Annotated in this window: 9 protein-coding genes and 1 pseudogene; 3 read left to right on the forward strand and 7 right to left on the reverse strand. The window is 72.5% G+C overall.

What is annotated here, in order from left to right; genetic code table 11:
- A pseudogene (locus ACFOY6_RS05765) lies at positions 1-340 on the forward strand (hypothetical protein); the annotation flags it as partial.
- Between the two features lie 85 nt (positions 341-425).
- Here the strand turns inward: ACFOY6_RS05765 and hemH are convergent.
- The 3 genes from hemH to ACFOY6_RS05780 all read right to left on the reverse strand — a co-directional run bounded on the left by hemH (position 426) and on the right by ACFOY6_RS05780 (position 4,139).
- Positions 426-1,463 (reverse strand): ferrochelatase, encoded by a 1,038-nt coding sequence (hemH, locus tag ACFOY6_RS05770; protein WP_379636481.1) that lies wholly within the window; start codon positions 1,461-1,463, stop codon positions 426-428.
- Positions 1,460-2,455, reverse strand: coding sequence for a hydroxymethylbilane synthase (hemC, locus tag ACFOY6_RS05775; protein WP_379649459.1), 996 nt, complete (start codon positions 2,453-2,455; stop codon positions 1,460-1,462). The genes hemH and hemC overlap by 4 nt, the downstream gene beginning before the upstream one ends.
- Before the next feature lie 175 nt (positions 2,456-2,630).
- Positions 2,631-4,139 carry a catalase gene (locus ACFOY6_RS05780; RefSeq protein WP_379649461.1) on the reverse strand — a complete coding sequence of 503 codons (1,509 nt, stop codon included), beginning with the start codon at positions 4,137-4,139 and terminating at the stop codon, positions 2,631-2,633.
- A gap of 109 nt (positions 4,140-4,248) precedes the next feature.
- On the opposite strand from ACFOY6_RS05780, the gene ACFOY6_RS05785 reads away from it, so the two are divergent.
- Positions 4,249-5,205 (forward strand): LysR substrate-binding domain-containing protein, encoded by a 957-nt coding sequence (locus ACFOY6_RS05785; protein ID WP_379636479.1) that lies wholly within the window; start codon positions 4,249-4,251, stop codon positions 5,203-5,205.
- On the opposite strand, the gene ACFOY6_RS05790 is transcribed toward ACFOY6_RS05785, so the two are convergent.
- The 4 genes from ACFOY6_RS05790 to ACFOY6_RS05805 form a co-directional block, all read right to left on the reverse strand.
- Entirely contained in the window at positions 5,187-6,902 is a 1,716-nt protein-coding gene (locus ACFOY6_RS05790; protein WP_379649463.1) for a gamma-glutamyltransferase family protein, read from the reverse strand. The two genes, ACFOY6_RS05785 and ACFOY6_RS05790, sit on opposite strands and share 19 nt — an antisense overlap.
- Entirely contained in the window at positions 6,899-8,527 is a 1,629-nt protein-coding gene (locus ACFOY6_RS05795; RefSeq protein WP_379649465.1) for an ABC transporter substrate-binding protein, read from the reverse strand. The genes ACFOY6_RS05790 and ACFOY6_RS05795 overlap by 4 nt, the downstream gene beginning before the upstream one ends.
- A 99-nt stretch (positions 8,528-8,626) precedes the next feature.
- Positions 8,627-9,238 (reverse strand): cysteine hydrolase family protein, encoded by a 612-nt coding sequence (locus tag ACFOY6_RS05800; protein ID WP_109518104.1) that lies wholly within the window; start codon positions 9,236-9,238, stop codon positions 8,627-8,629.
- A 74-nt stretch (positions 9,239-9,312) separates the two neighbouring features.
- Entirely contained in the window at positions 9,313-11,349 is a 2,037-nt protein-coding gene (locus tag ACFOY6_RS05805) for an NAD(+) synthase (RefSeq protein WP_379649467.1), read from the reverse strand.
- Between the two features lie 152 nt (positions 11,350-11,501).
- Here ACFOY6_RS05805 and ACFOY6_RS05810 point away from each other — a divergent pair, with 152 nt between their 5' ends.
- The gene (locus ACFOY6_RS05810; RefSeq protein ID WP_109518106.1) at positions 11,502-12,086 is read left to right on the forward strand and encodes a GbsR/MarR family transcriptional regulator; all 585 of its coding nucleotides are present in this window, start codon (positions 11,502-11,504) and stop codon (positions 12,084-12,086) included.
- Position 12,087: the final 1 nt, after the last annotated feature.

A 12,087-nucleotide genomic window follows, 5' to 3' on the forward strand; every position in this document is an offset into this window, starting at 1 on the left:
CGGCGCGGGCGAGGCGGCGGGCGGCCTGCTCGGCAGCCTCACCGGCGCGGGCGTCAGCGAGGCGGATGCGCCCGTCTATGCCGAAAGCGTGCGCCGCGGCGGCAGCATGGTGACGGTGCGCACCGACGACATGCGCGCCGTGGAGGCCGAGACCATCCTCGACCGCCACAGCCCGGTGGATGTGCGCAAGCGCGAGGCGGATTACCGCGCCGGCGGCTGGCAGGGCTACGACCCCGACGCCCCGGTGACCGACATTCCGGGCACGCCCTCCAGCCGCCATGTGGGCGGCGGCACGGCTTCCGGCATGACCGGCGCCGATCCGGCGGACCGCCGGATCTGAAGCATGGCGGGCCTGCCGGCGGCCGGCCCACCGTGCTAGAAGACGCAGCAGAGCCGGGGGAGGTCTTCCCCCGGCTTTCGGCGTTTCAGGCCCAGCCCGCCAGCTCCTGCCCGATGATGGCGCGCAGCAGATGGATGGCGTCCGGCGTGTCGTTCAGGCAGGGGATGAGGGTGAATTCCTCGCCGCCCGCGGCCATGAACTCCTCCCGCAATTCCTGGCCGATCTCGTCCAGCGTCTCGATGCAGTCCGCCAGGAAGCCCGGCGTGATGACGGCGATGCGGCGGATGCCGCGCCGCGGCAGGGCGGTGACGCGTTCATCCGTGTAGGGCTCCAGCCAGCGCTCCCGCCCGAAGCGGGACTGGAAGGTCATCGGGAATTCGCGGGCCGTCATCCCCAACCGCCGGCGCAGCGCGAGCATGGTGCGGTTGCATTCCGCCGGATAGGGATCGCCCGCCTTCACGTAGCGGCGCGGCAGGCCATGGAAGGAAGCGAGCAGCAGCTCCGGCGGCCGCTCCAGCCCGGCCAGGCCGGCGCGGATGGAGCGTGCCAGCCCCTCGATGTAGAGCGGATGGTCGGGGAAGGAAGGCGCGATGCGGAGGGCGGGCTGCCGCCGCATCGTCATCAGCGCGCGGAAGGCGGCGTCGTTCACCGTGGCGGTGGTGGTGGCGCTGTACTGCGGGTAGAGCGGCACCACCAGGATGCGGTCGCACCCCTCGGCCTGCAAGGCCTCCAGCCTGCTGGCGATGGAAGGGCGGCCGTAGCGCATGGCCCAGTCGATGCGCGGCCCATCGGCCGGCAGGGCCTGGCGCAGCAGCTCCGCCTGGGCGCGGGTGTAGGTGCGCAGCGGCGATTCATCGGCCGCCTCGTTCCAGATGCGCCGGTAGGCGGCGCCGCTGCGGAAGGGCCGCGTCGTCAGGATCACGCCCTGGAGCAGCGGCTGCCACAGCCAGGGGTTCACCTCGATCACCCGCCGGTCGGAGAGGAACTCCGAGAGGTAGCGGCGCACATCGCCGTATCGGGTCGAGTCCGGCGTGCCGAGATTGACCAGCAGCACGCCAACCTGCCCGGCCGCGCGGGAGTGACCGGCCGGCGCCGGGCGGAGGGAGAGGGGATGGCGGGTCATGCGAAGAGATCCGCCGGGCTGTCCGCCCGCAGGGAGGCGCCGAGCGCCGCGCCGAGCCGTTCCGCATCGGCCGGGGCGCCGCGCAGCGCGCGGCGCAGCAGGAAGGAGCCATCCTCCCGCGCCACCAGCGCCTCGAGATGCAGGGCGCCATCCGGGATGAGGCTGGCATGTGCGCCGATGGGGGTGCGGCAGGAGCCACCCAGCGCCGCCAGCACGGCGCGCTCGGCCCGGGCGGCGAGATGGGTGGGGCTGTGGTCGATGCCGGCCAGCCGGGCGCGGGTGGCGCTGTCGCCCGCGCGGGCGGTGACGGCGATGATGCCCTGGCCGGCGGCGGGCAGCATCTCCATGGTCGAGAGCGGGCGGGCGGCGTGGGCCTCGAGCCCCAGCCGCTGCAGCCCGGCCATGGCCAGCACCGTGGCGGCGTGGTCGCCCTCCTCCAGCCGGCGCAGGCGGGTCTGCACATTGCCGCGCAGCAGGCCGAAGCGGAGGTCAGGCCGCAGGTGCCGCAGCTGCGCCATCCGCCGGGCCGAGGCGGTGCCGATGCGCGCCCCCGACGGCAGGCCCGGCAGCGGGCCGCGCCGCTCCTCGGGCGGGCAGCCGGGGGCCAGCACCAGCGCGTCCCGCGCATCGGCACGCGGCAGCACGGCGGCGATGATGAGGCCCGGCGGCAGCTCGGTCTCCAGGTCCTTCAGGCTGTGGACGGCGAAGGCCACGCGGCCGTCGAGCAGCGCCTCGTGGATCTCCTTGGCGAAGAGACCCTTGCCGCCCAGATCGGCCAGGCGGCGTCGCTGCTCGGCGTCGCCGCTGGTCTGCATCGGCACGGGCTGCGCCTCGCCGGGCGCGGCGCCGAGGGCCGCCAGCACGCGGCGGGTCTGCGCCAGGGCCAGCGGCGAGGCGCGGGTGCCGGCACGCAGCGGGGCCCCTGGGAAGGAGCGGGCGGGAACCAGGGAGGGGCGCGCCAGCGCCGGGGCGGCCTGGAGGGCAGCGGACATCGGCAGGGATCCAGCAGCGAGGGGGAAAGAAGGGCCGGCCTGCCCGATGAGGCCGGCCGGCCCGCCCCCATGGTGGGCGGCAGGGGGTAGGCGCCGCCCGCGCCATGAGGCTTAGGCGGGAAGGGCACGGGCACGGACGGCCCGGGGGAAGGCCCTTCCCGCGGTCCGGCGCGCCCTATCCGGCGGCGACCTGGCCACCGACATCGGCCGCCGTGGTCGGCGCCGAGGCGGGCGCGGTGTGGATGCGCGCGATCGCCGCCGCCACGCCTTCCGCATAGGCCGGGTCGGCCCGGCGGAAGTGTTCCAGCTGCCGGTCGATGATGAAGCGCGGCACGCCCTGCATGGCGCCTGCGATGTTCTCGAAGAGCTGGCGCTGCTGGTCCGCCGTCATCATCCGGAACAGCGTGCCGGGCTGGGCATAGTCGTCATTGCCCTCGCGGTGGCTGTAGTGGTCGGCGTCGCCGCTGATGCGCAGCGGCGGTTCCTTGGCGGCGGGCGCTTCGGCCGGGCCGCCGAAGGAGTTCGGCTCGTAGTAGTGGTCCGTGCCGCGCGGCGCGTCGAAGCGCATGGCGCCGTCGGCGTGGTAGGTGTTCACGGCCGTGCGCGGGCGGTTCACCGGCAGCGCCTCGTAATGGGTGCCGACGCGGTAGCGGTGCGCGTCCGCATAGGCGAAGATCCGGCCCTGCAGCATCTTGTCCGGCGAGAAGCCGATGCCGGGGACGATGTTGGAGGGCGAGAAGGAGGATTGCTCGATCTCCGCGAAGTAGTGCGCCGCGTTGCGGTTCAGCTCCAGCACGCCGACATCGATCAGCGGATAATCCGCGTGCGGCCAGACCTTGGTGAGGTCGAACGGGTTGTAGGGCGTCTTCTCCGCATCCGCCTCGGGCATGATCTGCACCTGCATTTTCCAGCGCGGGAAGTCGCCGCGCTCGATCGCCTCGTACAGGTCGCGCTGCGCGCTCTCGCGGTCCTCGGCGATGACCGCGTTCGCCTCGCGGTTGGTCCAGGTGCGGATGCCCTGCATCGTCTTGAAGTGGAACTTCACCCAGTAGCGCTCGCCGGCATCGTTCCACAGCGAGAAGGTGTGGCTGCCATAGCCGTTGACGTGGCGGTAGCTCTGCGGCAGCCCGCGGTCGCTGAACAGGATGGTCACCTGGTGCAGGCTCTCGGGCGAGAGCGACCAGAAATCCCACATCGCGGTGGGCGAGCGCAGATTGGTGGCCGGGTGGCGCTTCTGGGTGCGGATGAAGTCCGGGAACTTCAGCGGATCGCGGATGAAGAAGACGGGCGTGTTGTTGCCCACCAAATCCCAGTTGCCTTCCTCGGTGTAGAACTTGATGGCGAGGCCGCGCACGTCGCGCTCCGCATCGGCCGCGCCGCGCTCGCCAGCCACGGTGGAGAAGCGCAGCAGCAGCTCGGTCTGGCTGCCGGGGCGGAACACCTTGGCGCGGGTGTATTTCGAGATGTCGCCGGTGACGGTCAGCGTGCCATAGGCGCCGGAGCCCTTGGCGTGCACCACGCGCTCGGGGATGCGCTCGCGGTTCTGGTGCGCCAGCTTCTCGATCAGCTGGTAGTCCTGGAGCAGCAGCGGGCCGCGCGGCCCGGCGGAGAGGCTGTTCTGGTTGTCGGCGATGGGGGCGCCGGCGGTGGTCGTCAGGACGGGGCGTCGCGTCGGGTCGGACATTCTGGAATTCCTCTCGGCAGGGTCCAGACTGTCTAGCTCGAGGGTATTGATCGGTTAAATCGATCTTCTATGTTGTTGCGATAGGCATGACCGAACGATAATAACCCTCATGACCCTGCACAACATGGCCGGCCTGTCGCTGCGCGACCTGGAATACGCCGTCGCCGTGGCCGATCTGCGCCATTTCGGCCGCGCCGCCGAGCGCTGCCATGTCAGCCAGCCCACCCTCAGCGAGCAGATCCGCAAGCTGGAGGCCCTGCTCGGCGTCGTCCTGTTCGAGCGCCTGCCGCGCCGGGTGGCGGTGACACCGCAGGGCGCGCCGCTGATCGAGCGGGCGCGCGCGATCCTGCGCGAGGCGCGCGGGCTGCTGGACCTGGCGCAGCAGCAGCAGGCCGAGCCGATGAAGGGGCGGCTGCGCATCGGCGTCATCGCCACGCTCGGCCCCTACTACCTGCCCGCCCTGCTGCGGGATGTGCGGGCGCGCTTCCCGCAGCTGGTGCTGCGGCTGCAGGAAGGCCGCACCGACGCGCTGGTGGAGGCGCTGGAGCAGGGCGAGCTGGACGCGGCGCTGATCGCGCTGCCGGCGCCTTCCGCGGCGCTGGAGAGCGCCGAGCTGTTCTTCGAGCCCTTCCTCCTGGCCTTCCCGCAAGGCCATGCCCTGCGGGCGCAGCGCCGCATCTCGCTGGACGCGCTGCAATCGGGAGAGCTGCTGCTGCTGGAGGAGGGCCATTGCCTGCGCGACCAGGCGCTCTCCCTCTGTCCGCTGCCGCGCGAGGGGCGGGAGGAGCGCTTCGCCAGCAGCCTGGAGATGCTGCGCCACATGATCGCCGCCGGCGAGGGCTTCTCCCTGCTGCCGCAGCTGGCGGTGCAGGGCCGCACCGATCTCGGCGGCCTCATCGGCCTGCGGCGGCTGGCGGAGCCGGGGGTGGGGCGGCGGATCGGCCTCGTCTGGCGCGGCACCGACCCCCGGCGGGAGAGCTTCTCCGAACTGGCGGCCTTCCTGCGGCAGATGTCGCCGGTTGGCCAGCCAGAGGACGGAGGCGGCGCTCAGCCGGCGATGGCGTAGGCCGGCCGGCGCGGGTCGGCCGCCGCCAGGCGCAGGCCGCTGGCCGGGTCGGTCATCACCAGCTCGACGCTGCCGGCGAGCCAGGTGGTGCCGGGCCACTCCTTCACCTCGTGACCGCGCGCTGCCAGCGCCTCCCGCACCGGCTGGGGGATGCGGGATTCCACGGCCAGGCGGCGCGGGTAGTATTCGTAGGGCGCGAAGGAGGAGGGGAAGGCGTAGGAGGCGATGCGCGGCGCCTCGACCGCCGCCTGCGGCTCCATGCCGAAATGCAGGATGTTCAGCAGCACCTGCAGCATGGCCTGGATCTGCACGTCGCCGCCCGGCGTGCCGAAGGGCATCACGCCGCCCTCGCGCGTCACGGCCATGGCCGGGTTGGGCGTCAGGCGCGGCCGCCTGCCGGGGCCGACGCCGCTCGGATGCGCCGGGTCCGGGCGCGACTGCGAGCCGCGGCAGGAGGGCACGATGCCGAGCCCCGGCACCACCGGCGCATTCCAGGAGCCGTCGGAGGGCGTGGCGGAGAAGGCGTTGCCCCAGCGGTCCACCACCGCGACATAGGAGGTGTCCGGCTCGATGCCGGGCAGCCCGCCATGGCCCTGGGCCTGCGGCCCGGTGCCCTGGCCCAGCAGCGGCGGCGGCATGTCCGGATGCGCCGCCTCCTCGCGGAAGGCGCGGGCGCGGGCGGCGAGATGCGCCTCGGAGAGCAAGGCATCCACCGGCACCTCCGCGAAGGCGGGGTCGGCGAAATGGTACTCGCGGTCGGCCATGGCCACCTTCAGCGCCTCGGTCAGGCGGTGCAGGTAGTCGGTGCCGTTGTGCGCCAGCCCGTCCAGGCCGAGCTTCTCCAGCAGCAGCAGCGCCTCGATCAGCGCCGGCCCCTGGCACCACGGGCCGCAGGCGATGATCTCGTGCCCGCGCCAGCGGCGGCGCACCACCGGCTCGATGCGGGAGCGGAAATCCGCCAGGTCCTCGCGCGAGAGGTAGCCGCCCTCGCGCTGCTGGAAGGCGACGATCTCGCGGGCGATGTCGCCCTTGTAGAAGGCGTCCCGCGCGGCGGCGAGGCCGGCCATGCGGCCGCCGGCGGCGTCCGCCCGCCGCGCCTCGTCCGCCATGTAGGTGAGGGTTCGGGCGAGGTCGGACTGCACGAAGAGCGAGCCCACCGCCGGCGGCGCGCCGCCGGGCAGGTAGATGGCGGCGTTCTGCGGCCAGCGGGCATATTCGTCGCGGTGCGCGGCGATGGTGTGCGCCAGCAGCGAATTGGTCTGGAAGCCCTCGGCGGCGTAGCGGATGGCGAAGGCGGCGATGTCGGGGAAGGACATCGTGCCGTGCCGCTCCAGCGCGGTGATCCAGGCATCGGGCGCCGCCGGCACCACGGTGCGCAGGATGCCCTCCGGCATCCGCCCGCCATGCTCGCGCATGAAGAGGTCGGGCGGCAGGGACATCGGCCAGTGGCCGAGGCCGGCGATGCTCTCCACCGTGCCGTCCGCCAGCCGGATCAGGATCGGCGCCACGCCGGCCACGTTCACCAGGTCGGGCTGCAGCACGCCGAGGGCGATGCCGGCGGCGCAGCCGGCGTCGATGGCATTGCCCCCCGCCTCCAGGATGGCGATGCCGGCCGTCGCCGCCAGGTAGTGCCCGGCCGAGACGGCGTGGCGTGTGCCGGCGATGGTGGGGCGTCCGGTCGGGGGTGTCTCGGTCATCGGGCGGGCTCCGTGGGGCGGGCGTGGGTGGCCACCAGTTGCTCGTCCATCCGCGGGCTGTAGGCAATCCCCCGCCGCGCGGCGGTGATCGTCACCTGGTTGTAGAGCGGGATGATGGGCAACGCCGCGATGGCTTCGCGCATGGTCTCGCGCAGCGCCGCCTCCCGCCCCGCATCCATCCGGCTGATGCTCGCGGCGATGCGGGCATCGAGCGCCGCGTCGCTGAACTGGCCGCGATTGCCCTGGCCGAAGCCGCGCGCCGGGTCGCGCGTGTGCACGGCGGTGGAGAGGATGTAGCTGGCATCGCGCGAGGAGGAGAGGGAGAGGCCGAACAGCATCAGCGGCAGGTCGTTCCGCCCCACGGCGGTGCGGGGGAAGAACACGGTGCCCGGCTGCGTCTCCACCTTCGCCTGGAAGCCGGCGCGCGTCAGCATCTGCCCCACCGCCTGGCAGACGCGGGCATCGTTGGTGTAGCGGTTGTTGGAGCAGCCGATCGTCAGGCCGAAGCCCTGGGGAAAGCCCGCCTCGGCCAGCAGGCGGCGCGCCGCCTCGGGGTCGGGGCGTGGCGCGGGCAGGTCCGCGTCCCAGCCGCCGAAGCCCTCCGGCACCATCTGGACCGTGGCGATGGCCTGGCCGTCCAGCCCGCGCGCTGCCAGCGCCTCGCGGTCGATGGCGAGGGAGAGGGCGCGGCGCACCCGCGCATCGGCCATCGGGTTGGCGGGGAGGGGGGTGCCGTCCGGCCCCACCAGCAGCGGCAGCGCGCCGGCGCCGAGATGCGGGATCAGGTACATGATCCGGTCCGAGTTGCGCTTGAACACGCTGACCCGCGCATCCTTCTCCAGCCGCGCCACATCGGCCGGCGGCACCTGCTCGATCAGGTCCACGTCGCCGGAGAGCAGGGCGGCGAGGCGCGCCGCGTCATTGCCCATCACCTTCATCTCGACCCGGGCGAAGGCGGCGGGCGTGCCCCAGTAGCCTTCGTTGCGGGAGAGGCTCATCCCTTCCGAGCCGCGGAAGCGCTCCAGCCGGAAGGGGCCGGTGCCGATGGCGGCGCGGCCGCTGGCGAACTCGGCGGTGGAGGCGCCCCACGGGTCCGGCCCGCCCGCCGCCCGCGCCGAGACGATGAAGACGTTGGTGAGCTGCCCCGGCAGGGTGGGGTTGGGCTGGTCCGTGTGCAGGCGGATGGTGTGCGCATCCACCACCTCCACCCGGCTGATGGTGCGCAGGTTGGAGGTGTAGGGGCCCGGGTTGTTCGGCAGGGCCGGGATGCGGGCGAGGGAGAAGGCCACGTCCTCGGCCGTGAAAGGGCTGCCATCCTGGAAGGTGACGCCGCGCCGGAGGGAGAATTCCCAGGTCTGCGCGTCCAGCGCCCGCCAGGCTTCCGCCAGGGCGGGGGTGAAGCGGCTCTCCTCGTCCCGCCCCACCAGGGAATCGTAGATGTGCCGGGACGCCGCCATGTTGGGGCCGAGGAAGAGGAAATGGGGGTCCACGCCGAAGCTGGCCTCCACCCCCATGGTCAGCGTGGCATCGCCGGACGGGGCGGGCGCCTGCCCCCTGGCGGGGCCCGCCCCGGGCAGCAGGGCAAGCGCCAGCGCGGCGGCGGCGAGGGGGTGGCTGCGGCGCATGGCGCGTCTCTCCCGGTCGTTGCGGCGCGGGGAGGGTCCGGCGCGGGGCCGGGCCTGTCAATGCGGGGCGGCGTCAGGCGGATGAATCCGCCATCGCGCTCAATGCCAGGAACGCAGGATCTCGTCGGTCGAGGCGGTCTCGATCTGCTGGCTGAAGCGCTCGTTGTAGAGGGTCAGCAGCGCGTCATGCGTCCGGTCGGAGCCGGAGCAGATGGCGTCGGTCGGGATGACGACGCGGTAGCCGCGGTCCACCGCCCCCAGCACGGCCGCCAGCACGCAGACATCCGTCTCCGCCCCGCTGATCACCAGCGTGTCGATGCCGCGCGAATAGAGATGGTCGTCCAGCGCCGGGTGCAGCCAGGGGGAATAGACCATCTTGTCGATGACCGTGGCGGGCGGGACGAAGCGCTGCAGGGGCTCAAGCAGCTCCAGCATGCCCGTGGGCAGCACATCCTGCGTCACGGAGGACCAGCGCTCGTAGTATTCGCGCCACATGCCGGGTGCGTCCTGCGGCCGCTGGGCGGGGATGAAGCGGGTGAAGATCGTGCGGTCCGGGAAGACGCCGGCCAGCTGGACCACCAGCGGCAGGACGCGCTGCATCCACGGCGTCTCCCACTCCGAGCCGGGCCCGAACAGGTTCTGCATGTCCACGCAGAGATGCGCGCAGCGCGCCGTCAGGGGGCCGCGCTGCAACCCGTTCTTCCAAGCCATGTCGTCATCTCTCCTGCTGCGTGGCCGTGCCGTTCCTGCATAAGCGGCCAGGGGAGCGGCGGTTCCCGGATGGCTCAGCCCTGCGGCACGTTGCGGCGCAGTTCCTCCAGCCAGGCGTTGGCATTGCCATCCGAAGGCGCGCGCCAGTCGCCGCGCGGCGAGAGCGAGCCGCCGGCGGCCACCTTCGGCCCGTTCGGCATGGCGCTGCGCTTGAACTGGGCGAAGCCGAAGAAGCGCTGCAGGAACACCTCCAGCCAGTGGCGGATGGTGGGCAGGTCGTAGGCGCCGCGCTTCCCCTCCGGGAAGCCGGGCGGCCAGCGGCCAGCGGCCGCGTCGCCCCAGGCCATCAGCGCCAGGAAGGCGATCTTGGACGGGCGGAAGCCGTAGCGCAGCGTGTAGAACAGGTGGAAATCCTGCAGCGCGTAGGGGCCGATCTTGGCCTCGGTGCTCTGCAGCTGCTGGTCCTCGCCGGCCGGCACCAGCTCGGGCGAGATCTCGGTGTCCAGCACCGATTGCAGCGTGGCGCCCACCGCCGCATCGAACTGCCCGGAGCCGATGACCCAGCGGATGAGGTGCTGGATCAGCGTCTTCGGCACGCCCGCATTGACGTTGTAGTGCGACATCTGGTCGCCCACGCCATAGGTGCACCAGCCCAGCGCCAGCTCCGAGAGGTCGCCCGTGCCGAGCACCATGCCGCCATGGTGGTTGGCGGCGCGGAACAGGTAGTCGGTGCGCAGCCCGGCCTGGACGTTCTCGAAGGTGACGTCATAGACCGGCTCGCCACGGCCGAAGGGGTGGCCGAGATCGGTCAGCATCTGCTTCGCCGCCGGCCGGATGTCCAGCTCCAGCGCGGTGATGCCGAGCGCCTGCATCAGCGCGTGGGCGTTGGTCTTGGTGCCGGCCGAGGTGCCGAAGCCGGGCAGGGTGTAGCCGATGATGTCGGTGCGCGGCTTGCCCATCCGGTCCATCGCCCGGGCGGCGACGATCAGCGCCTGGGTGGAATCGAGGCCGCCCGAGACGCCGATGACGATCTTGCCGCCGCGCGTGGCGGTGAGCCGCTGCACCAGGCCGGAGACCTGGATGTTGTAGGCCTCGTAGCAATCCTGCTCCAGCCGCGCCGGGTCGGCCGGCACGAAGGGGAAGCGCTCCAGCGCGCGGTGGAAGCCGATGTCGCCCTCCGGCGGCTCCAGCCGGAAGGCCTGGCGGCGGAAGGCGGGGGCATGGCGGCGGCGGTTGTCGTCGAAGGTGCCCTGCCGCGCCCGCTCCTGCCGCAGCAGGTCGAGGTCGATATCGGCCAGCACGATCTGGTCGGCGTCCGGGAAGCGCTCGCTCTCGCGCAGGATGGCGCCGTTCTCGAAGATCGAGACCTGCCCGTCCCAGGCGAGGTCGGTGGTGGACTCGCCCACCCCCGCCGCGGCGTAGAGATAGGCCGCGAGGCAGCGCGCCGATTGCGACTGGCAGAGCAGCCGCCGCGTCTCCGCCTTGCCCACCGTGATGTTGCTGGCCGAGAGGTTGGCCAGGACCAGCGCGCCGGCCAGCGCGCCCTCGGCGCTGGGGGGGAAGGGCACCCAGAGGTCCTCGCACACCTCGGCGTGGATCACGAGGCCCGGCACGTCCTCGGCGTCGAACAGCAGGTCGGGGCCGAAGGGCGCCTCCTGGCCCGCCAGGCGGATCATGCCGCCCTCCGTGCCGTGGCCGGAGGCGAACCAGCGGTGCTCGTAGAACTCCCGGTAGTTGGGCAAATGCTGCTTCGGCACCACGCCGAGCAGCCGGCCGCGCTGGATGGCCAGCGCCGTGTTGTACACCCGCCCCGCATGCCGCACCGGCGCCCCCACCAGCAGCAGCGGCCGCAGCGTGGCGCTGGCCTCCAGCAGCGTGGCGACCGCCGCCTCCACCGCGTCCAGCAGCGTGTCCTGCAGATGCAGGTCGTCGATCGCGTAGCCGGAGAGGCCGAGCTCCGGGAACACCGCGAGCGCGGCACCCTCGGCGTCGCAATGCCGCGCCGCGGCCAGGATCGCCTGCGCGTTGGCGGCAGGGTCGGCCAGGGTGCAGCGGGTGGTGCAGGCGGCCACGCGGGCGAAGCCGTGGCGGTAGATCGACAGGAAGCTCATGCGCCCCAGCCTGCCCCCGCCGCGCCCGCGCGTCCAGCGGGGCGGCGATCAGCAATGGGTCAGCCGGCGGCCGGCCGGACCCTTGCCGCCCGGCGCAACGACCTATATCAAGATTTCAGAAAATACTGAAATTTCCGAATCGGCAGGAATGCATGAACCTCCCTCCCGTCGCCCAGGCCTTCGTGCTGCATTTCGGCGAGATGGGCAGCCGCTGGGGCATCAACCGCACGGTGGGGCAGATCTACGCCCTGCTCTACGTCTCGCCCGTGCCGCTCAACGCCGAGCAGATCGTCGAGGCGCTCGGCGTCTCGCGCTCCAACGTCTCGATGGGGCTGCGCGAGCTGCAGGCCTGGAACCTGATCATCCCCAAGCACATCCCGGATGACCGGCGGGACCACTACACCACCCCCGACGATGTCTGGCAGATCCTGCGAACGCTGGCCGAGGAGCGGAAGAAGCGCGAGGTGGACCCCACCCTCTCGGTGCTGCGCGAGCTGCTGATGCAATCCCCCGGCAGCGAGGCCGAGCGCCACGCCCAGGAGCGCATCGCCGAGATGCACACGCTGATCGAGCGGCTGACCACCTGGTACGACGACGTGAAGCGGCTGGAGACGGAGCGCCTGGCGGCGCTGCTGGCGCTCGGCGCGCGCGTCACGCGCCTGCTGGAGGCCAAGGACAAGATCGTCTCGCTGGCGCGCCCGGCGGCGCGCAACCGGCGCCCGACCCCCACGGAGTAGC

Source organism: Teichococcus aestuarii, assembly GCF_042651065.1.
Classification (GTDB): Bacteria; Pseudomonadota; Alphaproteobacteria; order Acetobacterales; family Acetobacteraceae; genus Pseudoroseomonas; species Pseudoroseomonas aestuarii.

Coding starts and splice junctions, on each gene's coding strand:
- ACFOY6_RS05790 (WP_379649463.1), bottom strand. CDS start 6,902: ATGACCGAGACACCCCCGACCGGACGCCCCACCATCGCCGGCACACGC.
- ACFOY6_RS05805 (WP_379649467.1), bottom strand. CDS start 11,349: ATGAGCTTCCTGTCGATCTACCGCCACGGCTTCGCCCGCGTGGCCGCC.
- ACFOY6_RS05785 (WP_379636479.1), top strand. CDS start 4,249: ATGACCCTGCACAACATGGCCGGCCTGTCGCTGCGCGACCTGGAATAC.
- ACFOY6_RS05780 (WP_379649461.1), bottom strand. CDS start 4,139: ATGTCCGACCCGACGCGACGCCCCGTCCTGACGACCACCGCCGGCGCC.
- ACFOY6_RS05800 (WP_109518104.1), bottom strand. CDS start 9,238: ATGGCTTGGAAGAACGGGTTGCAGCGCGGCCCCCTGACGGCGCGCTGC.
- hemC (WP_379649459.1), bottom strand. CDS start 2,455: ATGTCCGCTGCCCTCCAGGCCGCCCCGGCGCTGGCGCGCCCCTCCCTG.
- hemH (WP_379636481.1), bottom strand. CDS start 1,463: ATGACCCGCCATCCCCTCTCCCTCCGCCCGGCGCCGGCCGGTCACTCC.
- ACFOY6_RS05810 (WP_109518106.1), top strand. CDS start 11,502: ATGAACCTCCCTCCCGTCGCCCAGGCCTTCGTGCTGCATTTCGGCGAG.
- ACFOY6_RS05795 (WP_379649465.1), bottom strand. CDS start 8,527: ATGCGCCGCAGCCACCCCCTCGCCGCCGCCGCGCTGGCGCTTGCCCTG.